Below are 26,738 nucleotides of genomic sequence, written 5' to 3'. Positions count from 1 at the left end.
GTCAGTGCAGGGCCGCCGGTGCCGGCGGTGAGGTGGCCGGCTTCGCGGATGTTCCCCGCATCAGCAGGGTGTAGAGGATCAGCGACGTGCCCAGGCCCACCGCCCAGCCGTAGTCCGCCAGGGGTTTCAGGAAGGGGATCAGGCCGTCCTCCGGGTACGGGCCTGACGTGCCCTCGTCCGTGTGGGAGCCGCCCACCGCCAGGAGGGCGCCGACCGCGAAGGCCAGGATGCCGCGCCAGTTCCAGCCGCCCTTGTACCAGTACGCGCCGTCGCGGCGGTACAGATCGGGCAGGGCCAGCGCGGTGCGGCGGACCAGCCAGTAGTCGGCGATCAGGACGCCGGCGACCGCGCCCAGCAGGCCGCCGTAGGTGCCGAGCCAGACGAAGATGTAGATGTCCGGGTTGGCGATCAGCTCCCAGGGGAACATCAGCATCCCCGCCGCGCACGCGATCAGCGAGCCGGTGCGGAAACTGATGGCCTTCGGCGCCAGGTTGGACAGGTCGTACGCCGGACTGACCAGGTTGGCCGCGACGTTCGTCGTCAGGGTGGCGAGCAGGATGACGAACAGGGCGAAGGCGATGCCCAGTTTGGTGTCCATCCGGGCGGCCAGCTCCGCCGGCTCCCAGATCGGCTTGCCGTACACCGCCTGCGAACCCGAGGTGACCAGCACGGACAGCAGCGCGAACGCGGCCATCGTGGTGGGCAGTCCGAGCGACTGGCCCCAGATCTGCGCGCGCTGTCCGGCGCCGAAGCGGGTGAAGTCCGGGATGTTCAGCGACAGCGTCGACCAGAAGCCGATCATGCCCATGAGCGCGGGGAAGAACACCTTCCAGAACTCGGTGCCCCAGCCCAGCTCGGACGGCTCGTCCAGCAGCGGGCCGAAGCCGCCGGCCTGGTCGGCTATCCATATCAGCAGCGCGACCGCGCCCGCGAGCATCAGTGGCGCGGCCCAGTTCTCCAGCTTCTTCACCCCCTCCATGCCGAAGAGGATGATGCCGACCTCGATCAGCCAGAACAGCACGAAGCAGAGCCACTGCGGCCACGGATAGCCGCCCCACGAGCCGGCGTCGACCCACCAGCTCCCGGCGCCGATGATCTTCCCGGCCAGGAAGTAGATCGCCTGGCCGCCGATCCACGTCTGGATGCCGAACCAGGCGCAGGCGACGACGCCCCGCAGCAGCGCCGGCAGGTTGGCGCCGACCACGCCGAACGACGAGCGGGCCAGGATCGGGAAGGGGATGCCGTACTTGGGGCCCGCGTGGCCGGTCAGCAGCATCGGCAGCAGCACGATGACGTTCGCCAGGGCGATGGTGAGGACGGCCTGCTTCCAGTCCATGCCCAGCGCGATGAGGCCCGCGGCCAGCGTCCAGGTCGGCACGTTGACCGCCATGCCGACCCACAGCGCGGCGAAGTTGTACGTGGTCCAGGTGCGCTGCGCGGCGGGGACGGGGAGCAGGTCGGCGTTGGCGTAGCGGCTGGTGCCCAGGTCGTCGGCGGGGGCGGGTTCCACCCGGCCGTCGGCCGGCGGCCCCGGGTAGGACGGTGACGCGGCGTCCGCGGTCATGGTGCCCCCTCAGGCCAGCGCCGGGATGACGTACTTCCCGTACGCGTCGATGGTGGACTCCTTCGCGTCGTGCATCGCGTAGATCGCGAACTGGTGCACGCCCAGCTCCCGCAGCCGGCGCAGCTTCTCCAGGTGCGCCTCGACGGGGCCCAGGATGCAGAAGCGGTCCACGATGTCGTCCGGGACGAAGTCGGTGGAGGGGTTTCCGGCGCGGCCGTGGTGCGAGTAGTCGTAGCCCTGGCGCTGCTTGACGTACGCCGTGAGCGCCTCGGGGACGACGTCGGAGTGCTCGCCGTAGCGGTCGACGAGGTCGGCGACGTGGTTGCCGACCATGCCGCCGAACCAGCGGCACTGCTCGCGCGCGTGCGCCAGGCCCTCGGGGGTGCCGTCCGTGACGTACGCGGGGGCGGCGACGCAGATCGTCAGGTCGTCCGGGTCGCGGCCCGCCTGGGCGGCGGCGGTGCGTACGGCCTTGACCATGAACTCCGTGAGGTAGACGTCCGAGAGCTGGAGGATGAAGCCGTCCGCGACCTGCCCGGCGAGCGCCAGCGCCTTCGGCCCGTACGCCGCCATCCACACCGGCAGCCGGCCGTTCTCGACCCACGGCAGCCGCAGCGTCGTGCCGGACTCGCGGTCGACGACGGTCTCGCGGCCCTCGGCGAGGTCGCGGATGACGCGGATGGCGTCGCCGAGGCGGGCCAGGGTGTTGGGCGGGCGGCCGGCGACGCGCATGGCGGAGTCGCCGCGGCCGATGCCGCAGACGGTGCGGTTGCCGTACATCTCGTTGAGGGTGGCGAAGGCGGAGGCGGTGACCTCCCAGGTGCGGGTGCCGGGGTTGGTGACCATGGGGCCGACGGTGAGCCGGTCGGTGTGCTCCAGGATGCGGCTGTAGATGACGTACGGCTCCTGCCACAGGACGGTGGAGTCGAACGTCCAGCCGTAGCGGAAGCCGTTGTTCTCCGCGCGGCGCATGAGGCCGACGACGGCGGATGCGGGCGGATCTGTCTGCAGCACGAGTCCGAAATCCACTTCGGCCCCCTTTGGTCGCGATGCCGGAGGTGTGGGTCTGGTGGCTGGTTCTACAGGAACTGGCAGGTTCCGCGCGGGATGTACTGGCCGTGTCCCGCGTGGCCGGTGAACTCCCGCCCGTCGAGCACGGTCTCGCCGCGGGAGAGCACGGTCTCGACCCGGCCGGTGATCTCCTTGCCCTCGTACGCCGAGTAGTCGACGTTCATGTGGTGGGTGGCGGCGGAGAGCGTCTGGCGGGCCCCGGGGTCGTAGATGACGATGTCGGCGTCGGAGCCGGGGGCGATGGTGCCCTTGCGGGGGTAGAGGCCGAACATCCGCGCCGGGGTGGCGCAGGCGATGTCGATCCAGCGGCGGCGGGTGAGGTGGCCGTCGAGCACGGCCTGGTGGAGGAGGTCCATCCGGTTCTCCACGCCCGGCAGCCCGTTGGGGATCTTGGAGAAGTCGCCGCGGCCCAGTTCCTTCTGGTCCGCGAAGCAGAACGGGCAGTGGTCGGTGGAGACGACCTGGAGGTCGTCGGTGCGCAGCCCGCGCCAGAGGGCGGCTTGGTGGTCGCGGGGGCGCAGCGGCGTGGAGCAGACGTACTTCGCGCCCTCGAAGTCCGGCTCGGCGAGGTTGTCGGTGGACAGGAAGAGGTACTGCGGGCAGGTCTCGCCGAAGACCGGCAGGCCGGCGTCGCGGGCCTGCGCCAGCTCGGCGACGGCCTCCTCGGCGGAGACGTGCACGACGTACAGCGGGCTGCCGGCGACCCGGGCGAGCTGGATGGCGCGGTGCGTGGCCTCGGCCTCCAGCAGCACCTTGCGCACCTCGCCGTGGTAACGCGGGTCGGTCTTGCCGGCCTTGAGGGCCTGCTCCACGAGGACGTCGATGGCGATGCCGTTCTCGGCGTGCATCATGATCAGCCCGCCGTTGCCCGCGGCGCGCTGCATGGCGCGCAGGATCTGGCCGTCGTCGCTGTAGAAGACGCCGGGGTAGGCCATGAAGAGCTTGAAGGAGGTCACGCCCTCCTCGACGAGGCCGTCCATCTCCTTGAGCGTGTGCTCGTTGACGTCGGAGAGGATCATGTGGAAGGCGTAGTCGATGCTGCACTGGGCGTCGGCCTTCGCGTGCCAGGCGTCCAGGCCCTCCCGCAGCGCGCTGCCCTGCTTCTGTACGGCGAAGTCCACGATGGTCGTCGTGCCGCCCCAGGCGGCGGCGCGGGTGCCCGTCTCGAAGGTGTCCGAGGCGAACGTGCCGCCGAAGGGCAGTTCCATGTGCGTGTGGGCGTCCACCCCGCCCGGGATGACGTACTTGCCGGTGGCGTCGAGCACGGCGGCGCCCTCGCGCCAGCCGGCGGCGGCGTCGCTGCCGTGTGCGGCGAGGGCGGTGACGCGGCCGTCCTCGACGAGCACGTCGGCGTGGATCTCGTCGGCGGCGGTGATGACAAGACCGCCGGTGATGACTGTACGGCTCACGGCCACTGCTCCATTCCGGCGACGCGACGTCACCCGGGGTCTACACCCGTAGAGTCGAGCTGCGTGCGAAGACCGTAGAAGCATGGCACCGCGCTCGGCAATACCGCGGCAGCCGCACTTCGCCACCGCGTGGCGCGCGCCGTGCGCCGCGGCCGTGCCCGCGGCACGCCGTACCCGTGCGTTCTGCACGCCTTCTTCGTGACAGCGGTGACTACTGCCGGCGCCCGCCCGCTGAAATCCTTCACAGGCGCAGTCAAGGAGACGGCCTTGGGGGGAAATGGACAAGCGATACGAGGCGTTCTGCCTGGCCGACGAGTATTTCTACGAAACTCCGGACCGATTGGCCGGCGGCGCCGGCGCCTCGGTCGCGCTCTTCTCCGTCGCCCGCCGGGACACGCCGGAGGGATGGGTGGACGCCTGGTCGGGGGACTGGCGGCAGTTGCAGCCGCTGGCCGATCGCGACTGGCCGGAGCAGGGCTGGAAGGTGCACGTCTCGGCCCGCCTCGACAACGCGGACCGCATCGGCGCGCGCATCTGGGACTACTGCGTGCCGCGGGGTATTCCGTTCAAATTCGTGCCGGGAAAGCAACTCCTCTATCTCCGGAACTCCAAATACGCGAGCCGCACCATCAGCGGCAAGTTCGCCACCATCTATCCGCGCGACGACGCCATGCTGCACACGCTCCTGCGTGAACTGGGCGGGCAACTGAGCGCGGAGGACGGCCCGTACATCCTCACCGACCTGCGCTGGCAGGAAGGACCGCTGCACGTGCGCTACGGGGGCTTCGCCCCGCGCTACTGCGTCGGCGCCGACGGGACGCTGGTCCCGGCCGTCGAGGGCCCGGGCGGCACGCTCGTCCCCGACCGCAAGGACCCGGCGTTCAGCGTGCCCGACTGGGTGACGCTGCCCGGCTTCCTGGCACCCGAGTTGGCCGCGCGCAACGCCACGACCACCACCGGCCTGCCGTACCGCATCGAGCGCGCCCTGCACTTCTCCAACGGCGGCGGCGTCTACGCGGGCACCGATCTGCGCGACGGCGCACAGGTCGTGCTCAAGGAGGCCAGGCCGCACGCCGGCCTCGCCGCCGACGGGGCGGACGCGGTGGCCCGGCTGGAGCGGGAGCGGGCGGCGCTGGAGCGACTGGCCGGGCTCGGCGTCGCGCCGGGCGTACGCGACTGGTTCGAGCTGGGCGGGCACCGCTTCCTGGTCATGGACTTCCTGCCGGGGCGCACCCTCAACTCCTTCTTCGCGGAGCGCCACCCGCTGCTGGCCGCGCACCCGGACCCGGCGGAGGTGGCGTCGTACACCCGCTGGGCGGTGCGGGTGCACGGGGCGGTGGAGCGGGCGGTCGCGGCGGTGCACGGGCGCGGTCTGGTCTTCAACGACCTGCATATGTTCAACATCATGGTCGCGCCGGAGGCGGACGCCGCGGCGGGCGCGGCGGATGCGGGCGCTCCGGGCGCGGCCGAGGTGTCGGTGGCGCTGGTCGACTTCGAGGCGGCGGCGCCGGTGGCGGACGGGCCGCGGCAGATCGTCGCGCACCCCGGGTACGTGGCCCCCGCGGACCGCGAGGGCTTCGCGATCGACCGGTACGCGCTGGCCTGTCTGCGGATCGCGCTGTTCCTGCCGATGACGACGCTGCTGGCCGTCGACCGGCGCAAGGCGGCGCATCTGGCGCGGGTGGCGGCGGAGCAGTTCCCGGAGCTGCCGGAGGAGTTCCTGCGGGAGGCGGTCGAGGAGATCACCGGGGGAACCCCATCGGGAACGCAACCGGGGGCCCGTACCAGGAAGGCCCGGGCCGGTGCCGCCGGCGGTACGGCGGCCTCGGCGGCGAGACCCCGGGCGGCTGCGGGCGGTGGGCCGCTGCTGCCGGCCGAGCCCGACGACTGGCCGCGCAGCCGCGCGGCCATGGCCCGGGCACTGGCCGCCTCCGCGACCCCGGATCGCGATGACCGCGTCTTCCCCGGTGACGTCGCCCAGTTCAACGACGGCGGCGGCCTCGGGATCTCGTTCGGCGCCGCCGGCGTGCTGTACGCGCTCGCCGAGGCCGGCGCGCCGCGCAGCGAGGCCGGCGAGGAATGGCTGCTGAGGCGGACCGCCGCACCGCCCCGCGGCACGCCGTTCGGGCTGTACGACGGGCTGCTCGGGGTCGCGTACGTGCTGGAGCGGCTCGGGCACGGCAAGCGGGCGCTCGACCTCGTCGAGCAGGTGCTCGCCGAGAACTGGCAGGCGCTCGCCTCCCATCTGCACGGCGGGCTCGCCGGCGCCGGGCTGGTGCTCGACCACCTCGCGACCGCCTGCGGCGAGCCGTCCCTCCACGACCACGCCCTGCGCGCGGCCACGCTGCTGACCGACCGGCTCGCCGCGGCGGGCCCGGCGTACGACGGCGGCGCCGCCCGTACCCCCGCGGCCCGCGGCGGCGAGCGCGCCGGGCTGCTGCGCGGCTGGACCGGGCCCGCGCTGTTCTTCGTCCGGCGGTACGAGCGCACCGGCGACCCCGCGCTGCTCGACGCCGCCGCCACCGCGCTCCGCCGCGACCTCGACCGCTGCCGCACCGACCGCACCGGCGGCCTCGTCGTCGACGAGGGCCATCGCACCATGCCGTACCTCGGCGACGGCAGCGCGGGCATCGCGGCCGTGCTCGACGACTACCTCGCGCACCGCGACGACGAGGACTTCGCCGCGGCGCGCGCGGCGGTCCTGCCCGCGGTCCGGATGCGCTACTACGCCCAACCCGGCCTGTTCCAGGGGCGGGCCGGGATGCTGCTGCACCTCGGCCGCACCGCGACCCCCGGCGTCCGCCCCGCGGACCCCGGCGCCCAGGCCGCCGCGCTCTCCTGGTACGCCCTGCCGTACGGCGGCGGCCTCGCCTTCCCCGGCGACCAGATGATGCGGCTGTCCATGGACCTGGCCACCGGCACCGCCGGCTGCCTGCTCGCGCTCGCCGCGGCACAGCCCGGGAGCGACGCCGGCCTGCCCTTCCTGCCGCCCGCGCACCGGCGCGGACGGCGGGCGGACCGGCCCCACCACGGGGCCGGAGTACCTGCACCATCCGGCAAGTCCCCGCAGTAACCGAGTGAATCAAGGAGACATCATGGCGCTTCTCGACCTTCAGGCCCTGGAGGCTTCCGAGCAGACCGGCGGCGGCGACAGCAGCCTGAGCCTGCTGTGCGGCAAGCACAGCTCGCACAGCGTGCTGCTCTGCCTCTGACCCTCCCGCACCGAAGAGGCCCCGGGCGCACACGACGGCGCCCGGGGCCGCGCGGTCCCCTCGCCGGGGCGGCGGACGGCGGGAGGAGCGGGACGGTGGACGGGGGAACGGCAGTCGGCGGCACGGCAGTCGGCGGCACGGGGAAGCAGCGGGCGGAGCAACAGGGGCCAAGTACACCGGAGCACGCAATTGCCGTACGGATCGGGCCGCGGCCGCCGGAGTCCGGCGGGGAAGGGACGGAACTCGTGGACGGTTCCCGGGCGGCCGGAGGCCCGCCGGACGACGCCGGCCGGGGAGGGGATCCGGTGGACGGCGGGCGGGAGACGGCCGGGCACGGGACACGGCGGCTCCTGCTACGGGCCGGGCGGCACAGCGGTGCACACACCGCCGCGCTCTGCCTGGTCACCACAGCCGCCGCGGGCGCGGCGCTCGCCCTGCCCGCGGCGCTCGGCGTCGCCCTGGACCGGCTGCTGGCCGACTCCCCCGGCGCCGCCCGCGCCCTCGCCCTGTGCGCCGCGCTGACCGCCGCGACCATCCTCCTCGACGCCGCCGAGACCGTGCTCAACGGCGTCACCACCGCCCGTACCACCGCCTGGCTGCGCCGCCGCCTGCTCGGCGCCGCACTCGCCACCGAGCCGCGCCACGCCGCCCGGTTGGCCACCGGCGACCTCGTCACCCGCGCCACCGGCAACGCCGCCCACGCCGGCGCCGCCCCCGCCGCGGCCGCGTCCACCCTGGGCGCCCTGCTGACCCCGGTGGGCGCGCTCGTCGCGCTGGCCGTCATCGATCCGTGGCTCGCCGTCGTCCTCGGCGCCGGCACCCCCGTACTCGTGCTGCTGCTGCGCGCGTTCGTCCGCAGCGCGGGCGACTGCGTGACGCGCTACCAGGAGGCGCAGGCCGCCATCGCGTCCCGGCTGGCCGAGGCCCTGGCCGGGGCGCGGACCATCGCCGCCGCCGGCACCGTCGGCCGCGAACGGCGCCGCGCGCTCGGCCCGTTGCCGGAGCTGAGCCGGCAAGGCCACCGGATGTGGCACGTGCAGGGCCGCGCCACCGCGCAGGCAGCCGTCGTCGTGCCGCTGCTCCAGCTCGCCGTCGTGGCCGTCGCCGGGCTGCTGCTCGGCGCCGGCCGGCTGAGCGTGGGCGAGCTGCTGGCGGCGGGCCGGTACGCGATGCTCGCCGGCGGCATCGGCGTCCTCGTCGGCCACGTCAACACCCTCGTACGCAGCCGGGCGGCGGCGCGGCGGCTGACGCCGGTGCTGCGGCTGCCCCCGGTCCGGTACGGGCACGACGCCGTACCGGCGGGCGGCGGCGGCCGGCTGGAGCTGCGCGGGGTCACGGTGCGGCGCGGCGGGCGGACCGTGCTGCGCGAGCTGGACCTGACGGTGCCGCCGGGGGCGACGGTCGCGGTGGTGGGGCGCTCGGGCGCCGGCAAGTCGCTGCTCGCCGCGGTGGCGGGGCGGCTCGCCGACCCGGACGCGGGCGACGTACGGCTCGACGGCGTGCCGCTGGCCGCGCTGGCGCGCACGGAGCTGCGGGCGGCGGTGGCCTACGCGTTCGCGCGCCCCGCGCTGCTCGGCGGCACGGTCGCGGAGGCGCTCGCGTACGCCGACGCGCGTACCCCGGTCGCGGCCGGCCGCGTGGCCGCGGCGGCACACGCCGCCGACGCCGACGCCTTCGTACGCGCCCTCCCCGCCGGCTACGCCACCCCCGCGGCGGACGCGCCGCTGTCCGGGGGCGAGCTGCAACGCCTGGGGCTCGCGCGCGCGTTCGCCCGTGACGCGCGGCTGCTGATCATGGACGACGCGCTCTCCGGGCTCGACGCGGCCACGGAACTCCGCATCGAGCGGGCGCTGCTGGCGCCGGCCGGGGCGGACGACCCGCCGGGCGACGGCGGGGGCGGGGGCGGTACGGAGGGCGGTGCCCAGGGGGGTGGCGCCGCTCTCCGTACCGGCACGGGCCCAAGCCGGCTGGTCGTGGCGCACCGGGCGGCCACCGCGGCGCGCGCCGGCCTCGTCGCGTGGCTTGACGGCGGCCGGGTGCGCGCGCTGCGCCCGCACGCGGAGCTGTGCGCCGACCCCGCGTACCGTGCGCTGTGGTCGGAGGAGCCGCCCGATGCCTGACCGCGACGCCCGCGCGTACCGCGCCCGGCCGCACGAGGAGCCCGCCGATGCCTGACCGCGACGCCGGGCACCGCCCCGCCGACGGGAGCCCCGCCGCCGTGCGGACCGGAACCCCCGGCCCCGCCCCGGGACTTCGGGTCCTCGTGCCCGCCGGGCTGCGGTTCCTGCGCCGCAGGCGGCGGGTCGTCGGGGCGGTGGCCGGGTGGTCCGCCGTCGAGGCGCTCCAGACCTTCCTGCTCGGGCACGCCCTCGCGCGGGCCGTCGACCGGGGGTTCCTGGCCGACCGCCCCGGGGTGGGGCTCGCCTGGCTCGCCGCCGCCGCGGTGGGCGTCGCGGTCGGGGCCTTCGGGACGCTGCGGGTGTACGGAGCCGTCGCCCGGCTGACCGAGGACCTGCGGGACACGCTCGTGCGGCGCGTCGTCACCGGGGCGCTGGAGCGCGCGGCGGCCCGCGCGCGGCCCGAGGGGCCGGCGGCGGTGTCGCGGCTCACGCACCAGGTGGAGATCGCCCGCGACGGCTTCGCGGGGCTCGTGATGGTGACCCGGTCCTTCGTGGTCACCGCCGCCGCGGCGCTGCTCGGACTGCTGACGCTGGCGCCGCCGCTGCTGCTCGTGGTGCTGCCGCCGCTGGCGGCGGGCCTGGCGGTCTTCGGCTGGTCGCTGCGCCCGCTGTCCCGCTGCCAGCGGGACTTCCTCGCCGCCGACGAGGCACTGGCCGGCGGGCTGGGGTCGGTCGTGGACGGCCTGCGCGACGTGGTCGCCTGCGGCGGCGAGCGGCGCGCGGGCGACGCCGTACGGGCCCGGGTGAACGCCGAACTGGCCGCCGCGACGGCGCTGGCGCGCTGGGGCACGATGCGGGACGCCGCCGTGGGCGTCGGCGGCCGGCTCCCGGTGCTGGCCCTGCTGCTGGCCGCGCCGTGGCTGCTGGACCGCGGGGTGACGGCGGGTGCCCTGGTGGGCGCGCTGGCGTACCTGACGCAGGCGCTGCTCCCGGCGCTGCAGTCGCTGGTCTTCGGCCTCGGCGGGACGGGCGCCCGGCTGACGGTGGTGGCGGGCAGGCTGTACGCCGCGGGCCCCCCGCGCCCGGCCCTTCAGGACGGCGGCGGCGAGGGCACCCCGGCCGACGGCGGTACCGGGCTCCCCCGGCCCCGTACCGGCGCTGCACCCGGCACCCCGCCCGGCGCCCGCCGCCCCCTCGCCGCCGGTGTGGCGCTCGAACTGCGGCGGGTGTCCTTCCGGTACGGGCCCCGCTCCGGCGCCGTCCTCCGCGGGCTCGACCTCGTCGTACGGGACGGCGAGCACCTGGCCGTCGTGGGACCCAGCGGCATCGGGAAGTCGACGCTGGCGAGCCTGGCGGCCGGGCTCGTGGTGCCCGGGGCCGGCGAGGTGCGCCGTGCCTGCCGACCGGTGCTGCTGCCGCAGGAGGCGTACGTGTTCGGCGGCAGCCTCCGCGACAACCTCGCCTATCTGTGCCCCTCCCCCGTGCCCGACACGGAACTCCACCGCTCCGTGCGGGCGGTCGGCGCCGCGCCGCTCGTGGCCCGGCTCGGCGGGCTGGACGCGCCGCTGCGGCCCGCGGAGCTGTCGGCCGGGGAGCGGCAGCTCCTCGCGCTCGCCCGCGCGCACCTGGCGCCGCCGCGGCTCGCGCTGCTCGACGAGGCGACGTGCCATCTCGACCCGGCCGCGGAGGCGGTCGCGGAGCGGGCGTTCGCGCGGCGGCCCGGCGGCACGCTCGTGGTCGTCGCGCACCGCGTCGCCTCGGCGGCGCGGGCGGACCGGGTGCTGGTCCTGGACGGCCGGTCGGCGCTGGCCGGCACGCACGGCGAACTGCTGGAACGCTCGCCCTTCTACCGCGAGCTGACCGGCGCCCCCCGGCTCGTACACACGCCACCGGGAAGCTGACCTTCCCGTCCGCCCGTGCCGACTGCCCCGGGCGGACGGGAAGGCGGTCAGAGCCAGCCCGCGCTGTCCGCGATGCGGATGGCGTCGACGCGGTTGCGCGCACCCGTCTTGCGGATCGCCGCGGCGAGGTAGTTGCGGACGGTGCCGCCCGCCAAGTGCAGCGCCGCCGCGATCTCCGCGACCGGGGCCCCCTCCGCCGCGGCCGCCAGCACCGCCTGCTCCCTGCCGGTCAGCGGCATGTCAGCCGCCCTGAGGAAGTCCCAGGCCAGGGCCTCGTCGACGTACCGCTCACCGGTCGCCACCCGCCGGATGCCGGCGATCAGCCGCTCCGGCGCCGAGTCCTTGCTGACGAAGCCCCGCACGTCGGCCTGCGAGGCCCGCCGCAGCAGCCCCGGCCGGCCCGCCTCGGTGAGGATCACCACCCTTTCCGCGGCGGTGTCCGGCAGCCCGGACCACCCGCCGTCGCCGTCCACCACGCACACCTGCGCCTGCCAGTCGTCCGCCGGTCTTCGCTCGTGGCGGCACGCCGTCGTGAGTACGTCGAGATCTTGTTCTCCCCCCAGCAAGGCGGCCAGCGCCGACCTGATGAGCATCGTGTCGTGTATCAGAAGCACGCGGATCACTGAGCGCCCCCCTCGTCACCCGTAACCGAGCCCGACGGGGTCACGGTCGGTCCGCTTATGAATACACGGAGACACCGCCGGTTTGTGCGCGTAGTTCCGGACATCGTGGTGCGAGAAGGGCGCACAACCCGGCGGGTAGACCGACCGCGCGCCCCCCTCCGGCCCTTGACAGCAGTCAGCCCGCGAAACCCGAAACCAGAAGCGCGAAAACCGAACACCGAAAACCGAAAACCCGAAACCCGAACCTCGAAAGCCGAAGGCCGGCCGCGCGCTCCCGCGCCGCGGCCGGCCCTCGTGCGTGCGAACTCCGCGTCAGCCGCCGGTCTCGGCGTCGGCGGCGTGCAGGGCCCGTTCGAGAACGGCCGCGCCCTCCTCCGCCTCCGCGACGGTCAGGGACAGCGGGGGCGCGATGCGCAGCGTCTCGCCCGCCTTGCCGCGGCCGACGAGCAGGCCGCCCGCGCGGGCGTGCTCCAGCACCGCCGCGGCGTGCGCGGGGGTGGCCAGTTCGATGCCGATCATCAGGCCCCGGCCGCGTACCTCGCGCACCGAGGCGACGCCCGCCGCGGCGGCCCGCAGCCGCTCGATGAGCAGGCCGCCGACCCGGCGGGCGTTGCCCTGGAGGTCGTGCTCCAGGACGTAGCCGAGGTTGGCCAGGCCCGCGGCCATGGTGACCGGGCTGCCGCCGAACGTGGACAGGGAGTTGGCGTCCAGGCAGTTCATGATCTCGGCGCGGGCGACGACGCCGCCGATGGAGGCGCCGTTGCCGATCCCCTTGGCGAAGGTGAGCATGTCCGGCGGGCCGTTGCCCGCGTGCGCCTGCCAGCCCCAGAAGTGGTCGCCGGTACGGCCCCAGCCGGACTGCACCTCGTCGGTGATCCACAGGACCCCCTCCTCGGCGAGCACTTCGCGGAACGCCGCGTACAGCCCGTCGGGCGGGGAGGTGAAGCCGCCGACGCCCTGGATGGGCTCGGCGATGAGTGCGGCGACGCCGCGGGTCTGGGAGAGCATGTCGCGCAGGTCGGCGACGCAGGCGTCGATGAACGCGGCGTCGTCGAGGTCCGCGAAGGGGCCCGCGGTGCGGATGCCGCCGTGGACGTAGAGGGTCTGCAGCGGGGAGAGGCTGGTCGGCGACCAGGCGCGGTTGCCGGTGATGCCGATCGCGGTGAAGGAGCGGCCGTGGTAGCTGTTGCGCATGGCCAGCACCTGGTTGGAGCCGCGGTACGTGCTCGCCAGCAGCAGTGCCGTGTCGGTGGCCTCGGTGCCGGAGGCGGTGAAGAACACCCGCGCGTCGGGGATGCCGGACAAGTGCGCGATGCGCTCGGCCAGCTCCACCATGGGGCGGTTGAGGTAGAGGGTGGAGGTGTGCAGGATGCGGCCGGCCTGCTCGGCGACGGCCTTGGTGACCTCCGGGAGGGCGTGGGCGGTCATGGTGGTGAGGATGCCGCCGAAGAAGTCGAGGTAGCGGTTGCCCTCGGCATCCCAGACGTGCCGGCCCTCGCCGTGGGTGATCTCGATGGGCTCGGCGTAGTAGAGCGCCATCCAGTCGGGCAGTACGGCCCGGTGCCGGGCGAGCAGATCGCGGTGTACGCCGCCGCCGTTCGCCGCGCTCACGGCTGCACCAGGTCCCCGTACGCGTCCGGGCGGCGGTCCCGGTAGAAGGCCCACTGCTGGCGGACCTCCTCGATCATGCCGAAGTCCAGGTCGCGCACCACCAGTTCCTCCTCCTTGTCGCTCGCGACGTCGCCGACGAACCGGCCGCGCGGGTCGACGAAGTAGCTCGTGCCGTAGAAGTCGTTGTCGCCGTACTCCTCGACGCCGACGCGGTTGATGGCGGCGATGAAGTACTCGTTGGCGACGGCCGCCGCGGGCTGCTCCAGTTGCCACAGGTACGCCGACAGGCCGCGGGAGGTCGCCGACGGGTTGTAGACGAGCTGGGCGCCGGCGAGGCCGAGGGCGCGCCAGCCCTCGGGGAAGTGCCGGTCGTAGCAGATGTAGACGCCGACCTTGCCGACGGCGGTGTCGAAGACCGGCCAGCCGGCGTTGCCCGGCTTGAAGTAGTACTTCTCCCAGAAGCCCTTGACCTGCGGGATGTGGTGCTTGCGGTACTTGCCGAGGACCGTGCCGTCGGCGTCGATCACGACGGCGGTGTTGTAGTAGAAGCCCTCCTGCTCGATCTCGAAGACGGGGACGACCACGACCATCCCGGTCTCGCGGGCGAGCGCCTGCATCCTCACGACGGTGGGCCCGTCGGGAACGGGCTCGGCCCAGCGGTAGTGCTCGGGCTCCTGCACCTGGCAGAAGTAGGGGGCGTTGAAGACCTCCTGGAAGCCGATGATGCGGGCGCCGCGGGCGGCGGCGGCTCTCGCGTGCTCCTCGTGCTTCGCGATCATCGACTCGGTGTCGCCGGTCCACGTCGCCTGGACGAGTGCGGCGCGTACAACGTTGGCCATGGCTGCTCCTCGGACGGGACGCCGGAGGCTCTACGCACGTAGAAGCCGGGCGGATCTCTGAACGTAAGTCGCCGCGGTGGCGCTGGCAAGAGCGGCGCACCGGACGCCGGGAGGCCGGAACGGGCCGGGTCAGGCGGATTCGGGCGCACCGGGCAGGCCCGCGGAGCGCATCGCGTGGGCGAGCCTGCGGTGCCGCTGGGCAGGCCCGCGGCGGGCGGCGCGCAGCAACTGCGGCACGAGCCGGCCGGGATCGGCCCCGGCCAGCTCGACGGCCTCGTCGGTGCTGCGGGCGCCGGTGAAGGCGTCGAGCAGTTCCTCCGACTCCCGGTCGCGGCCCGCGCGGTGGAGGGCGGAGAGGATCGCGGCCAGCTCGGGTACGGGCCGGGCGGCGGCGTGCCGGACGAGTTGCAGCGCCTCGCGCGAACGGCCGGCGGCGGCGAACGCGTCCGCGGCTCCGGTCAGCCGCTCGGGGGGCAGCGCGGCGGCCTCCCACAGCAGGGTCGCCACCTCGGCGGTGCCGGCGGTGCGCTCCAGTTCGGCGGCGAGGCCGGGCAGCGCCTCCGGCGGGCCCGCCGCGGCGGCGCTGAGCCGGGCGTACGCCTCGCCGGTACGACCCGCGTCGCGCAGGGCGGCCACGGCGGCGGCGGTCTCGCCGGCGAGCCGGCGCGCGGCGGCGCGCCGGGCGGCGGCACGGTCGGCTTCCGCGGCGTCCTTCCGGCGCCGCCCGCCGCCCCCGGATCCGGCGCCGGCGAACCGGGCGCCACTGGGCGGCGGTACGGCGGGCACGGCGGCGGCACCGGCGGCGGGCTCCGGGGCCCCGACCGCCGACGGGCCGCCGGCCCCCTCGGCACCCGGGCCGGGGAACCGGGCGCTCCGGGGCGGGGGCGGCACGGCCGCGGCGGCCCCGGCGCCGGGCGGCGGACCGGCACCGGCCGCACTCGCGGCAGGCTCGGCGCCGCCCCCGGCGGCGTCCGGCGGCACGCCCTCGTACGCGCCGCCCACGACGGGCAGCACCGGCGGCGGCGCAGAAGCCGCTCCCGCGAACCGGGCGCCCCGGAGTGCCGCCGGGGGCGGTGGCACGGGCTCCCGTCCCGCCGCCTGCCGCGCCAGGGCCTCGATCCGGCCGCGCAGTTCCGTACAGCGGGCGGACGCGCGGGCGGCGTCGTCGCGCGCCCAGGCCAGCTCGTACTCCAGTTGCTGCGCCGCCCAGGGGTTGCGCTCCACCGCCAGCCGCTCGCGCAGCCGCCCGGCGCCGGCCTCCGCCGCGCGGTGCTCCGCGAGCCGGGCGCGGAGCACCGCAGTCAGGGCGGCGTGGTCGGGGCGGCGGGCGTCGTGGGCGGCGACGGCGGCGCGGTGCAGGTCGCGGGCGCGCGGCAGCGCCGCGTCCGCCGTGCGTCGGCCGCCGTGCTCGGCGAGGTCGTGCAGGAGCGACTCGACGACATCCCACGGGGGCAGAACGGAGCCGTCCAGGCAGGCTCGCAGCCCGTCGGGATCGCCGCGGCGAAAGACTCCGTACCAGCCGGACCCTTCGTCCAGCCATCCCGTGATCTGCCGTAAGAATCGTGCGAATTCCGCCATTTCCGGCGGCACCGATTGTTCCGCCACGGCCGGCATTCGACACCCGCATTGTTTCGTCCGCGCTACGGGGGCTTTGCGGCGGTGGTAAACGGAACCCGATGGACGGCGGCCTCGAACAACGTTGCGGACGACCGCTAGCATGCCCCGTCATGAGCGAACCCATCCTCGTCCTCGTCTCGGCCGCCGCCGGCCTCGTGGTCGGCGTCGCGCTCGGGTGGTACGCGCGCGGCTCCCTCGGCGGGCGCCGCCACCGGCGCCGGGAGCGCTTCTTCGGGCTGCCGCGCAACTCGGAGGCCCTGGTGGTGGTGAACCGGGACACCGGCGGCGGGGACTGGAGCGTGGCCAAGCACGACGCGCTCGCCCTGCTGGAGCTGTCCGCGGTGATCAAGTCCTGCGGGGCGCACGCGCAGGTCGTCGCGCAGGACACCGCGCAGCAGGCGTTCGGCGACCGCACCGAGTTCTGCGTCGGCACCCCGATATCCAACCGCCGCATGGCCGCGCACATGCAGTCCCTGCTGCCGGGGGTACGGATCAACACCGACCCCGAGCCGGGCCCCGACCGCGGTGCGTTCGCGGTGGGCACGGAGCGCTACCGGCTGGAGAACGGCGTCAGCGAGCACGTGCTGCTGGCCCGGCTGTCCGCGGGCCAGGAGGCCAGGCCGGTCTTCCTCTCCTGCGGCCAGCGCTCCATCACCAACCAGGCGGCGATGCGCTATCTGGTGAAGAACGAGAGCCGGCTGCACCGGAAGTACGGCGGCAGCTCCTTCGTCCTGCTGCTGAAGGTCGTCAACTCGCAGTCGTACGGACCCGATGTGGTGGAACTCGTCGACGACGTGACCAAGCAGGCGCAGACGCCGCCGCCCCAGCCGAACGGGAAGCACGGCAAGTCGTGACCCCGCCCCGCCGCGCCCGCGCGGCCGGAGCGCACGCCCGGCGGCCGCCGCGGCGATGGTGCCGACCTAGGTACGCATTCGCTCCCTGAGTACCTAGCCTGTCGGGCGAGTTGCGGGAGAGGAGCCCCCGGGTATGGGCGACGCCAAGCCGGTGTACCAGCGCATCGCCGACGATCTGCGCGAGCGGATCGACGGCGGCGAGCTGTCCGTGGGGGCGCAGATCCCGTCGCGCTCCCAGCTCAAGCGCGCGTACGCGGCGAGCGACCAGACCGTCGACCGGGCCGTGCGGGTGCTGAAGGCCGCCGGCTACGCCCAGGGGCAGTTCGGCCGCGGCGTGTTCGTCGCCGACCGCAGGCCCGTGGGCAGCCTGCTGCGCAGCACGGGCGCGGTGGACTCCCCCTTCGCCGCCCGGCTCGTGCCCGAAGGGGTGGCGCTGACCTGGGAGGCGGTCTCCACGCCCGCGCCCGCGCCGCGGGAGGCGGCGCGCCGGCTCGGGATCCCGGCGGGCGACCGGGTGATGTGCACGCAGTACGAGTACCTGGCCGACCGCAAGCCGGTGCAGTTGGCCGTGAGCTGGGAGCCGCTGGCCCTCACCGAGGGCACGGACGTGGTCTTCCCCGAGCGCGGCCCGTACGCCAGGCGCGGCGTCCGCGGCCGGTTCGCGGCCATCGGGATCCGGGTGGTACGTGCCGCGGAGCTGGTCGGCTCGCGGTCGGCGACGACGGCGGAGGCGGAGGCGCTGGGCTGCGCGCCCGGGCAGTGCGTGACGACGGTGGAGCGCACCCACTACGACGAGCGCGGCCGGGCGGTGGAGACCTCCGAGGCGGTGGTGCGGGCCGACCGCTGGCGGCTGGAGTACGACATCGCCTTCACCGGCTGACGGGCAGGACCGCCGCGCGCGTCAGCCCTCCGCGACCTCCGCGTACATCTGGGACAGCTCCGGCGCCCCGTTCGCCGCCCACTCCGTGCCGATCTCCAGCACGTCCATCTCCCGCCCCGAGGACAGCCGCACCACCGGCGCGCCGTCCTGCGAGTCGATCACCCACTGGGCGCCCGCGATCGTCCGTACGATCACCGTGCCCAGGTAGAGGCCCGCGTCGCTGCCCAGCCAGGGCGTGATCTCCGGGTCGTCCCGCCAGCGCGGCAGCAGTTGGTCCAGCTCCTCCAGCGACCGCGGGGTGTCGTCCAGCTCGACGCCCGCCGACTCCGCCTGGACGCGCAGCAGTTCGCATTCGCTCAGCAGCTCGGTGACGCCCTCCTGGTCGACCGACGTGTCCCGGTGCGACGCCCGCTGCTCACGCCCGGAGCCGTGCCGTCTACGCCAGTTGTCGAGGAAGGAGATGTTCATGCCCCCACCCTCGCATCCGGGCAGGCGGGAGCACCACAGGCGCGCGGATCCGATTCGCTCACCAGGTGTTTCCCGGAACGCCGTCTTGACCGTTCACTCGTGTCTCTTTAGCTTCATTGCGCCCCCCTGAGATAACTGGTCATGTCGAGACGCCGAACCGGGACCCGGAGGGCCACCTTGCGGATTCGCCTCGTCACCACCGCCACCCTGCTCACCCTCGCCGCCACCGCCGTGCCGGTGGCCGCCCAGGCCGCCGAACGGCCCGGCGGGCCGCAGCCGTTGGCGAAGCTGTTCGACAACACCGCCGTCAGCGACGACGCCGACCCCGGCGCCGCGGACTTCGACGGCGCGGGCAGCTCCCTGTCCGCCCGGGACCTGGCCGCCGCCGGCTGGACGCCCGGGCGCAAGCTGGACATCGACGCCGCCGGGCTGCGGCTGCCGCGCTACGGCCGCGGCGCACCCGACAACGTCGTCGCCGACGGCCAGTCCGTCGCGCTGCGCGGCACGGGCAACGCCGTCTCCCTGCTCGTCGCCGGCTCCACCGCGGGCGGTCCCGGCACCGGGGTCTCCGGCACCGGCACCGTGCGGTACGCGGACGGCAGCTCCAGCCCGTACACCCTGACCGCGCCGGACTGGCGCGCCGGGCCGCTGACCACCAAGGCGCTGGCCCTGCCGCGGCTCAACACCCCCGGGGGGCCGCGGGCCGAGGCCACCCGGCTGTACGCGGTGACCGTGCCGGTCACCCGCGGCAAGCGGATCACCTCGCTCACCCTGCCCGACGACCCGGGACCCGAGTCCGACCTGCACGTCTTCGCCGCCTCCGTACGGGCGGAGGCCACCGGCTGGACCGGGAGCTGGGCCGCCAGCACCTCCGGCTACACCGCCGTGGGGCCGTGGCAGGACCGGACGCTGCGGCTGGTGGTGCACGCCGGCGCGGGCGGCGACCGCACCCGGGTGCGGCTGGCCAACACCTTCGCCGCGTCGCCGGTGCGGTTCGGGCAGGCGACCGTCGCCGTGCAGGGCGAGGGCGCCGCGACCGCGGGCCGGCCGGTGCCGCTGACGTTCGGCGGCAGGACCGGCACCACGGTCGCCGCCGGCGCCGAGGCGGTCAGCGACCCGGCCCGCTTCACCGTGCCGCCCGGGTCGAACCTGCTGGTGAGCATCCATCTGCCGGAGACGGTCAGCGCCGCGCCGGTGCACGCGCTGGCCATGCAGACCTCGTACATCAGCGCCGACGGCAGCGGCAACCGCGCCGCCGACACCGGCGCCGGTGCCTTCACCGGCACCGTCGGCACCTGGCCGTTCCTCACCGGCATCGACGTCAGCGGCGGCCCCGGCTCCGTCGTCACCCTCGGCGACTCCATCACCGACGGGCACAGCTCCGGCACCGGCACCAACCAGCGCTGGCCCGACGTGCTCGCCGGCCGGCTGCGCGCGCAGGACGACGTGCCCCGCTACGGCGTCCTCAACCAGGGCATCTCCGCCAACCGCATCGTCACCGACCGGTACAAGGGCGACGGCGTGAGCAGCGACGTCGGCGGCGTCAGCGCCCAGCACCGGCTGGAGCGCGACGTGCTGGCCCAGACCTCGGCCCGTACCGTCGTGGTCTTCGAGGGCATCAACGACGTCCGCGCGGGCACCAGTGCGGACGAGGTGATCGCCGGGCTGCGCAGCATCTCCGAGCGGGCGCAGGCGCGCGGGCTGCGGGTGGTGGCCGCGACCATCGCGCCGTGCGAGGGCTACGGCGACTGCAGCCCCGCGGTCGACGCGCGGCGCACCGCGGTCAACGAGTACATCCGCGCCAACGCCAGCGGGCCGGAGGCGGAGTTCGACGCGATGCTCGACTTCGACGCCGTGCTGCGCGACCCGGGACGGCCGCAGCGGCTGCTGCCGGCGTACGACAGCGGCGACCACCTCCACCCCGGGCCCGCGGGGCTGAAGGCGGCGGCGGACTCGATCGACCTGCGGCTGCTCGTGCCGCGTTCGTAGCGCCGCTCACCGCACCGGGCGCCCGGCGGCCCGGCGGCCGGTGACGGCCTAGAGGTCCAGATCGACGACGACGGGGGCGTGGTCGGACGGGTTCTTGTCCTTGCCCGGCCGCCGCGCCTCCCGGTCGACGTACGAGTCGGTGACGGCGGCGGTGAACGCCGCGTTGCCGTAGACGTGGTCGATGCGCATGCCCTTGTTCTTCTGGAAGCCGAGCTGGCGGTAGTCCCAGAAGGTGAAGGGGATGTCGTACTTCAGCGCGCGCGGGTAGGTCTCGCTGAGTCCCGCGGACTTCTGCAGCTCGTCGAGGGCCGTGCGCTCCGCCTCGCTGACGTGCGTGTGCCCGCCGAAGAGGGAGATGTCCCAGACGTCCTCGTCCTTGGGCGCCACGTTGTAGTCCCCGAGGAGGGCGTACGGGCGCTCCCCCGGGGCCTCTTGCGCGGCCATCGCGCGCAGGGCCTCCAGCCAGCGCAGCTTGTACGCGTAGTGGGCGTGCCCGACGTCGCGGCCGTTCGGCACGTACAGCGACCAGACGCGCACGGGGCCGCACGTCGCGCCCAGCGCGCGCGGCTCGGTCACGTCCTCGTACTGCGGCTGGTCGGGCAGGTCCACGGTGACGTCGGCCAGTCCTACCTTGGAGACGACCGCCACCCCGTTCCACCGGCCGTCGGCGCGGATCGCCGCCTCGTACCCCAGGCCGGCCAGGGCGGCGCCGGGGAACGCCTCCTCGGTGCACTTCAGCTCCTGGAAACACACCACGTCGGGCGCGGTCTCCTCAAGCCACTGCAGGATGCGGGGCAGCCGGGGATTGATGCCGTTGACGTTCCACGTAGCGATGCGCACAGCCATGTCCCACAACCTACCCCGCACCTCTGACACCGGGCCCGGGGCACCCGTCGCCCGGCCCCGACCCCCCGGTCCCCGGGGCGGGAGGGCTACACCGTGAGGGTCGCGCTCCGTTCGAGCCGGATGTGCTCCGCGCCGCCCACGCCCGGTCCTGCCGGGCCCAGCATGCGGCCGTAGAGCTGCGGTGCGAGGTCGGAGAGGAGCGCGTCGTGGACGTCGACGGCGCGGCGGGGGGCGACGGCGCGGACGTAGTCGATGACCTCGGCCACCTTGTTCCACGGCGCCATCACCGGCAGCAGGAGCGTCTCGACGTCCCGGTCCGGCACGGTCAGCGCGTCGCCCGGGTGGAAGACGGCGCCGTCCACGACATAGCCGGCGTTGGTGACCCGCGGGATGTCCGGGTGGATCACGGCGTGCAGTTGGCCGTGCACCTCGACCTCGAAGCCGGCGGCGGTGAAGACGTCACCCTCGCCGACGGTGTGCACCCGCCCGGGGAACGCCGCGGAGACCTGCTCCGCCACGCTGCGCAGCGTCCACAACCGCGCCGCCGGGTTGGCGTCGAGCGCGGCGCGCAGCCGGCCCTCGTCGAAGTGGTCGGGGTGCTCGTGCGTGACGAGGAGGGCGTCCGCGCCGACCGCCGCGTCCGGCTCGCTGTACCCGCCGGGGTCGATGACGAGCACCGCGCCGTCCTTGGCCAGCCGGACGCAGGAGTGCCCCTTCTTCGTCAATTCCATGATGCCGGTGACAACTCCTCGTCAGTACTCCGTCGTGGACACCGTACGCACCACGAGGTTCTCGGGGTCCGCGGTGTTGACGACGATGGACACGTCCGGGCGCGCGCCGGGCTGCTTGAGCTTCAGCCCCGACCAGTCCCCCTCGGTGAAGTCCCAGCCGACGGTGTCCGCCTGCGCGGGGGTGATGGGGTTGAGCCCGTCCTTCAGCCGCGGCAGGGGCCGTACGTCCGAGCGCGAGAACGTCGTCTCCAGGTACTCGTCCACGGACTCCTGCGGGGCGATGAAGTCGACGTACAGGGCGCTGTCGTGCAGCGCGTTCCGCTCCAGGTAGCGGATGTACTCGGCGCCGCCGGGGACGGGCACCTGGTAGATGCGGCGCAGCAGGCGCGGTGGCCAGCCGGGCTCCATGTCGGTGAAGGCGGCGCGCTCGGCCTTGTCGCGGCCGCTCTCGCGGCTCTGCTGGGTGGAGATCCAGCCGTAGACCAGCGGGATGCCGACGAGCAGACCGATGGCGAGGTACGCCTTCCAGGAGCGGGCGACGCGGCGCGGGGGGCGGTGGGGCATGTGCCCATTCTGGGCGGGCTCTGGCTCGTGGCTGCGCACGGGGCGCTCGCCGGAGTCCTGCAGGGTCACTTGCCGACCACCTGTGCGAACCGCTCGTAGCGCTCGACCCGCCGGCGGTTGGTGCGGCGGAACCTGCGGGCCACCAGGCGGGCGAGGTCGGCGGCGCCGACCAGCCCGGCGTCGTTGCCGAGGCGGGCGCGTACTATCCGGGCCTCGGGCCGGTAGCCGCGGCCGGTGAGGCTGCGGCCGAAGGCGTCCTGGGCGGGCTTGATCAGCAGGTCGTCGGCGGCGCTGACGCCGCCGCCGATGACGAAGCAGGAGGGGTCGAGGGCGGCGGCGAGGTTGGCGATGCCGACGCCGAGCCACTGGCCGATATCCTGGAGCAGCTCTATGCACATCGCGTCGCCCTCGCGGGCCAGCTCGGTGATGAGCGGGCCCGTGATGTCGCCGACGTTGCCCTTGACGCGGTCGATGATCCCGTACGCGACCGGGGACTCGGCCGCCGCCAGCTCGCGGGCCTCGCGGACCAGTGCGTTGCCGGAGCTGTACTGCTCCCAGCAGCCGCGGTTGCCGCACGGGCAGCGGTGCCCGCCCGGCACCACCTGCATGTGGCCGAACTCGCCGGCCACCCCGTACTTGCCGCGCTTGACCTGGCCGTCCTCCAGGATGGCGCCGCCGATGCCGGTGCCCAGCGTGATCATGACGAGGTAGTCCTCGCCGCGGCCGGCGCCGAAGCGCCACTCCGCCCAGGCGGCGGCGTTGGCGTCGTTGTCGACCATGACGGGGACCCGCAGCCGCTCGGAGAGCGCGTCGCGCAGCGGCTCGTTCCGCCAGGACAGGTGCGGGGCGAAGAGGACCCGGCTGCGGTCGGCGTCGATCCAGCCGGCCGCGCCGATGCCGACGGCGTGCACGTCGTGGCGCTCGGAGAGGTCGAGGACCAGCTCGACGATCACGTCCTCGACGACCTTCGGGCTCTTGGACTTGTCGGGTGTCTCGGTGGTCGCGCGCTCCAGGATGTGCCCGTCGGCGTCGACGACGCCCGCGGCGACCTTGGTGCCGCCGATGTCGATGCCCACGGTGGGCACCCGGGGCGCGGTCAGGTGCGAGCGGCGCTCGCGGTGGCTCACGCTGCGCAGCACGGTGGCGCGGGCGGTGCTGCCGTGCGGTGTCCTCTCGGCGGCCGTCACGGGCGCTCCCCTCGCCCGGGCCGGGGATGCGGCTCGGTGGGTGCGGGTGATCGCAAGGGGTGGCCCCTTCCCCTGTCGGGAGTCGCTGACGTGTGCCGATTCTGCCTCACGGGCCCCCTCCCTCGCACGGCGGAGTGGGCAGGGGGCGGCGGCGGGACCGCGGGCCGCCGCCGCGTGCTGCGGCGGCGGCCCCGGCGTACGGGGTCGGGCGTGGTCAGGCCCGTTTCCCCGGCCGCGGCCCGGTTCTTCCGCCGCGGCTAGGCTCTCTCCCGCTGCAGCTCGTGGCTGAGCTGCTCCAGCTCGCTGCCGCCCGCCATCTGCCGGGTCAGCTCGTCCAGGGTGATGGCCGCCCGGGCGTGGCTGCCGGCCATGGCCCCGCGCTTGAGCAGGATGAACCGGTCGCCGACGAGGTAGGCGTGGTGCGGGTTGTGGGTGATCAGCACGACGCCCAGGCCGTGGTCGCGGGCGGCGGCGACGTACTTCAGCACCACGCCGGACTGCTTGACGCCCAGCGCCGCGGTCGGCTCGTCCAGGACCAGCACCTTGGCGCCGAAGTAGATCGCCCGGGCGATCGCCACCGACTGCCGCTCGCCGCCGGACAGGGTGCCGATGGGCTGGTCCACGTCCCGCAGGTCGATGCCCATGCGCAGCAGCTCGGCGTGGGTGGTGGCGCGCATCTTCCGCACGTCGAGCCGGCGCAGCGGGCCGCGGCCCAGCGTCGGCTCGGAGCCGAGGAAGAAATTGCGCCACACGGGCATCAGCGGCACCACCGCGAGGTCCTGGTAGACGGTGGCGATGCCCCGGTCCAGCGCCTCGCGGGGGTTCGACAGCCGGGAGTCCCGGCCGTCGATGCGGAAGCTGCCCGCGTCGTGCCGGTGCAGCCCGGAGATGATCTTGATCAGGGTGGACTTGCCCGCGCCGTTGTCGCCGAGCACGCAGGTGATCTCGCCGGGGTGCACCTGGAGGGAGACGCCTTCGAGCGCGCGGATGTTGCCGTAGTACTTGCTGACGTCCGCCAGCTCCACCAGGGGCCGGCCCGCGGCGGCCCCGGCGGCCTCCCCGCCGGCGGCGGCGTCGCCCGCGGCCGGGCCGCCCCCGGCCGTGTCGTCCGTGGCCTTGGTCATCTGGCCGCCTCCGCGCGCTTGCGTACCCAGGAGTTGAGGATCGTGGCCAGCAGCAGCATCGCGCCGAGGAAGAACCAGAACCAGTCCGAGTCCCACTGCGCGTAGACGATGCCCTGCTTGGCCATGCCGAAGATCAGCGCCCCGACCGCGGCGCCGATCGCCGAGCCGTAGCCGCCGGTCAGCAGGCAGCCGCCGATCACGGCCGCGGCGATGTAGTGCAGCTCCAGACCGCGGCCCTCCGCGGACTGCACCACGCCGGAGAACGAGAACAGCAGGTGCTGCCCGGAGATCCAGGCCGCCACCGCCACCCCGAGGTAGAGCCCGATCTTGGTGCGCTGCACGGGGACGCCGACCGCGCGGGCCGCGTCCTTGCCGCCGCCGACCGCGAAGATCCAGTTGCCCCAGCGGGTGCGCAGCAGGATCCAGGTGGCCAGCGCGACCAGCCCGATCCACCACAGGATCGTCACCCGCAGCTTGAACGAGCCGACGTCGATCGACGAGGCGAAGAGCACCCGCGCCGACTCGAAGCCCTGCATGTCCGAGATGGACTTCGTCGAGACCGTGCCCTGGATCCTCTTGGTGATGCCGATGTTGGCGCCCCACAGCATCAGGTACGTGCCCAGCGTGATGATGAAGCTGGGCAGCCCGGTGCGGACGAGCATGTAGCCGTTGAAGAACCCGATGGCGAGGGTGACCAGCAGGGAGACGAAGACGCCCACCCAGATGTTGGCGGTCATCTCGTACGCGAACATCGTCGACGTCAGCGCCGCGGAGGTGACCAGCACGCCCGCCGACAGGTCGAACTCGCCGCCGATCATCAGCAGCGCCACCGGCACCGCCATGATGCCGATGGTGGAGGCGGCGTACAGCACGGTGTCCAGGCTGGACAGGAAGCTGTCCGCGAGCACGGCGAAGAAGAGGAAGACCGCGACGGCGCCGATCACCGAGCCCAGCTCGGGCCGGCCGAGCAGCCGGTGCAGCGGCGAGGCGTGCAGCACGCGTTCGTCCGGCGCCTTCGGAGTCGGCTCCGCCGGGAGGGTGACGGTCATCGGGTGCCGCGCTCCGTGAACTTCTTCAGGTCCGGGGCGTCCTCCTCGGTGACGATGGCGGGACCGGTCAGCACGGTCTGGCCGCCGCCGATCACGTTGCCGTTCGTCTCGTACAGCCACAGCTCGTCGACCGCGAGGTAGCCCTGCAGATAGGGCTGCTGGTCCACGGCGAAGCTGAGCTCCTTGCTCTCCAGCGACGCCGCCACGGCCGCGTTCAGGTCGAAGGTCGCGACCTCCGCCTTGCTGCCGGAGGCGTCCTTCGCCTCGACGGCGGAGGCGGCGACGTCCGCGTTGAGGGTGACGACCGAGTCAATGCCGCCGTCGGCCTCCAGCTTGGCCTGGATCCCCGAGAGCACGGCGGGCTTGCTCGCGCCGTCCACGGTCAGGTTCTCCACCGAGCCCGAGAACGTCTTCTTCACGCCGGCGCAGCGCTGCTCCAGGCCGACGTTGCCCTGCTCGTGGATGACGCAGACGGCCTTCTTGCCGCCGCGCTCGTTCAGCTCCTCGCCGACCGCCTCGCCCGCGACCGACTCCTCCTGGCCGATGTGGCTCAGGGCCCCGTACTCCTTGGAGAACTCCGCGCCCGAGTTGATCGTCACCACCGGGATGCCGGCGTCCACGGCTGCCTGCACCGCGCTCTTCATCGCCTCGGGCTTGGCGAGCGTGACGATGATGCCGTCGACCTTCTTGTCGACGAACGTCTGCACCAGCCGCGCCTGCTCGTCGTCCTTCTCGCTGTTGGCGTAGAGGAACTCGACGTTGTCCTTGGCCGCGGCCTGCTTGGAGCCGCTCTGGACGATGTCCCAGAAGGTGTCGCCGGGTGCGGAGTGGGTCACCATGGCTATCTCCATGCGGGGCGTGTTCACGCCACCGCCGCCGCCCCCGCCGCCGTCGTTCTCCTCGGCGTCCTTGCCGCCGGAGTCACTGCAGCCCGCCGCGGCGACTGCCAGCAGGGTGGCCGTCGCCACCGCCGCGAACACGCGCGTGCTACGGGCCATACGGCTGCGCGCCATCTGGATACCCGCCTTTCTTCCCTGGTCGTCCCCCGCCGCCCGCGTGGCGGCTGGAGGTGTTCTAGC

Annotated in this window: 22 protein-coding genes; 7 read left to right on the top strand and 15 right to left on the bottom strand. The window is 74.4% G+C overall.

What is annotated here, in order from left to right; translation table 11 throughout:
- Nucleotide 1: 1 nt before the first annotated feature.
- From ACFYVJ_RS16575 to hydA, 3 genes are read right to left on the bottom strand one after another with little or no spacing between them, the layout of a single operon-like run.
- On the bottom strand, nt 2–1,564 hold the full coding sequence (locus tag ACFYVJ_RS16575) for an NCS1 family nucleobase:cation symporter-1 (protein ID WP_388891716.1): 1,563 nt from the start codon (nt 1,562–1,564) through the stop codon (nt 2–4).
- A gap of 9 nt (nt 1,565–1,573) precedes the next feature.
- Entirely contained in the window at nt 1,574–2,593 is a 1,020-nt protein-coding gene (locus ACFYVJ_RS16570; protein ID WP_388891713.1) for a TIGR03842 family LLM class F420-dependent oxidoreductase, read from the bottom strand.
- Nucleotides 2,594–2,643: 50 nt separating this feature from the next.
- On the bottom strand, nt 2,644–4,044 hold the full coding sequence (gene hydA, locus ACFYVJ_RS16565) for a dihydropyrimidinase (RefSeq protein ID WP_388891710.1): 1,401 nt from the start codon (nt 4,042–4,044) through the stop codon (nt 2,644–2,646).
- Nucleotides 4,045–4,321: 277 nt separating this feature from the next.
- On the opposite strand from hydA, the gene lanKC reads away from it, so the two are divergent.
- From lanKC to ACFYVJ_RS16545, 4 genes are all read left to right on the top strand, one after another.
- Nucleotides 4,322–7,117, top strand: coding sequence for a class III lanthionine synthetase LanKC (gene lanKC / locus ACFYVJ_RS16560; RefSeq protein ID WP_388891707.1), 2,796 nt, complete (start codon nt 4,322–4,324; stop codon nt 7,115–7,117).
- Between the two features lie 22 nt (nt 7,118–7,139).
- The gene (locus ACFYVJ_RS16555; RefSeq protein ID WP_018837057.1) at nt 7,140–7,256 is read left to right on the top strand and encodes a SapB/AmfS family lanthipeptide; all 117 of its coding nucleotides are present in this window, start codon (nt 7,140–7,142) and stop codon (nt 7,254–7,256) included.
- A gap of 245 nt (nt 7,257–7,501) precedes the next feature.
- Nucleotides 7,502–9,376 (top strand): ATP-binding cassette domain-containing protein, encoded by a 1,875-nt coding sequence (locus ACFYVJ_RS16550; protein ID WP_388891703.1) that lies wholly within the window; start codon nt 7,502–7,504, stop codon nt 9,374–9,376.
- A gap of 47 nt (nt 9,377–9,423) precedes the next feature.
- Nucleotides 9,424–11,277 (top strand): ATP-binding cassette domain-containing protein, encoded by a 1,854-nt coding sequence (locus ACFYVJ_RS16545; protein ID WP_388891701.1) that lies wholly within the window; start codon nt 9,424–9,426, stop codon nt 11,275–11,277.
- A gap of 47 nt (nt 11,278–11,324) precedes the next feature.
- On the opposite strand, the gene ACFYVJ_RS16540 is transcribed toward ACFYVJ_RS16545, so the two are convergent.
- The 4 genes from ACFYVJ_RS16540 to ACFYVJ_RS16525 all read right to left on the bottom strand — a co-directional run bounded on the left by ACFYVJ_RS16540 (nt 11,325) and on the right by ACFYVJ_RS16525 (nt 15,928).
- A complete protein-coding gene (locus ACFYVJ_RS16540; protein WP_388891698.1) occupies nt 11,325–11,900 on the bottom strand; it encodes a LuxR C-terminal-related transcriptional regulator in 576 nt (191 codons plus the stop codon).
- A gap of 312 nt (nt 11,901–12,212) precedes the next feature.
- The gene (locus tag ACFYVJ_RS16535) at nt 12,213–13,439 is read right to left on the bottom strand and encodes an aspartate aminotransferase family protein (protein WP_388891838.1); all 1,227 of its coding nucleotides are present in this window, start codon (nt 13,437–13,439) and stop codon (nt 12,213–12,215) included.
- 68 nt (nt 13,440–13,507) lie between these two features.
- A complete protein-coding gene (locus ACFYVJ_RS16530; protein WP_388891695.1) occupies nt 13,508–14,350 on the bottom strand; it encodes a nitrilase-related carbon-nitrogen hydrolase in 843 nt (280 codons plus the stop codon).
- 129 nt (nt 14,351–14,479) lie between these two features.
- The gene (locus ACFYVJ_RS16525) at nt 14,480–15,928 is read right to left on the bottom strand and encodes a hypothetical protein (RefSeq protein WP_388891692.1); all 1,449 of its coding nucleotides are present in this window, start codon (nt 15,926–15,928) and stop codon (nt 14,480–14,482) included.
- A 149-nt stretch (nt 15,929–16,077) separates the two neighbouring features.
- On the opposite strand from ACFYVJ_RS16525, the gene ACFYVJ_RS16520 reads away from it, so the two are divergent.
- Complete coding sequence (locus ACFYVJ_RS16520) at nt 16,078–16,821, top strand: hypothetical protein (RefSeq protein WP_388891689.1); 744 nt, start codon at nt 16,078–16,080, stop codon at nt 16,819–16,821.
- Between the two features lie 133 nt (nt 16,822–16,954).
- On the top strand, nt 16,955–17,701 hold the full coding sequence (locus ACFYVJ_RS16515; protein WP_388891687.1) for a GntR family transcriptional regulator: 747 nt from the start codon (nt 16,955–16,957) through the stop codon (nt 17,699–17,701).
- A gap of 21 nt (nt 17,702–17,722) precedes the next feature.
- On the opposite strand, the gene ACFYVJ_RS16510 is transcribed toward ACFYVJ_RS16515, so the two are convergent.
- Entirely contained in the window at nt 17,723–18,169 is a 447-nt protein-coding gene (locus ACFYVJ_RS16510; protein WP_388891684.1) for a DUF6278 family protein, read from the bottom strand.
- Between the two features lie 177 nt (nt 18,170–18,346).
- On the opposite strand from ACFYVJ_RS16510, the gene ACFYVJ_RS16505 reads away from it, so the two are divergent.
- Entirely contained in the window at nt 18,347–20,158 is a 1,812-nt protein-coding gene (locus tag ACFYVJ_RS16505; protein WP_388891681.1) for an SGNH/GDSL hydrolase family protein, read from the top strand.
- 48 nt (nt 20,159–20,206) lie between these two features.
- Here ACFYVJ_RS16505 and ACFYVJ_RS16500 read toward each other — a convergent pair whose 3' ends face one another.
- The 7 genes from ACFYVJ_RS16500 to ACFYVJ_RS16470 form a co-directional block, all read right to left on the bottom strand.
- Nucleotides 20,207–20,998 carry an exodeoxyribonuclease III gene (locus tag ACFYVJ_RS16500; RefSeq protein WP_388891835.1) on the bottom strand — a complete coding sequence of 264 codons (792 nt, stop codon included), beginning with the start codon at nt 20,996–20,998 and terminating at the stop codon, nt 20,207–20,209.
- Nucleotides 20,999–21,090: 92 nt separating this feature from the next.
- The gene (locus ACFYVJ_RS16495) at nt 21,091–21,735 is read right to left on the bottom strand and encodes an MBL fold metallo-hydrolase (protein ID WP_388891678.1); all 645 of its coding nucleotides are present in this window, start codon (nt 21,733–21,735) and stop codon (nt 21,091–21,093) included.
- A 21-nt stretch (nt 21,736–21,756) separates the two neighbouring features.
- Complete coding sequence (locus ACFYVJ_RS16490) at nt 21,757–22,299, bottom strand: hypothetical protein (RefSeq protein WP_388891676.1); 543 nt, start codon at nt 22,297–22,299, stop codon at nt 21,757–21,759.
- A gap of 65 nt (nt 22,300–22,364) precedes the next feature.
- Nucleotides 22,365–23,486, bottom strand: coding sequence for an ROK family glucokinase (locus tag ACFYVJ_RS16485; RefSeq protein WP_326799238.1), 1,122 nt, complete (start codon nt 23,484–23,486; stop codon nt 22,365–22,367).
- Between the two features lie 257 nt (nt 23,487–23,743).
- Nucleotides 23,744–24,610, bottom strand: coding sequence for an ATP-binding cassette domain-containing protein (locus ACFYVJ_RS16480; protein WP_388891674.1), 867 nt, complete (start codon nt 24,608–24,610; stop codon nt 23,744–23,746).
- Nucleotides 24,607–25,659, bottom strand: coding sequence for an ABC transporter permease (locus ACFYVJ_RS16475; RefSeq protein WP_388891671.1), 1,053 nt, complete (start codon nt 25,657–25,659; stop codon nt 24,607–24,609). Before ACFYVJ_RS16475 ends, ACFYVJ_RS16480 begins: the two co-directional genes overlap by 4 nt.
- Entirely contained in the window at nt 25,656–26,657 is a 1,002-nt protein-coding gene (locus ACFYVJ_RS16470; protein ID WP_388891668.1) for a sugar ABC transporter substrate-binding protein, read from the bottom strand. The genes ACFYVJ_RS16475 and ACFYVJ_RS16470 overlap by 4 nt, the downstream gene beginning before the upstream one ends.
- Between the last annotated feature and the right edge of the window lie 81 nt (nt 26,658–26,738).

The sequence above is a fragment of the Streptomyces sp. NPDC004134 genome (genome assembly GCF_042874195.1).
In the GTDB taxonomy this organism is placed as follows: Bacteria; Actinomycetota; Actinomycetes; order Streptomycetales; family Streptomycetaceae; genus Streptomyces.
The sequence above is the reverse complement of the archived record's forward strand: the minus strand, read 5'-3'. Positions and strand labels throughout refer to the sequence as shown.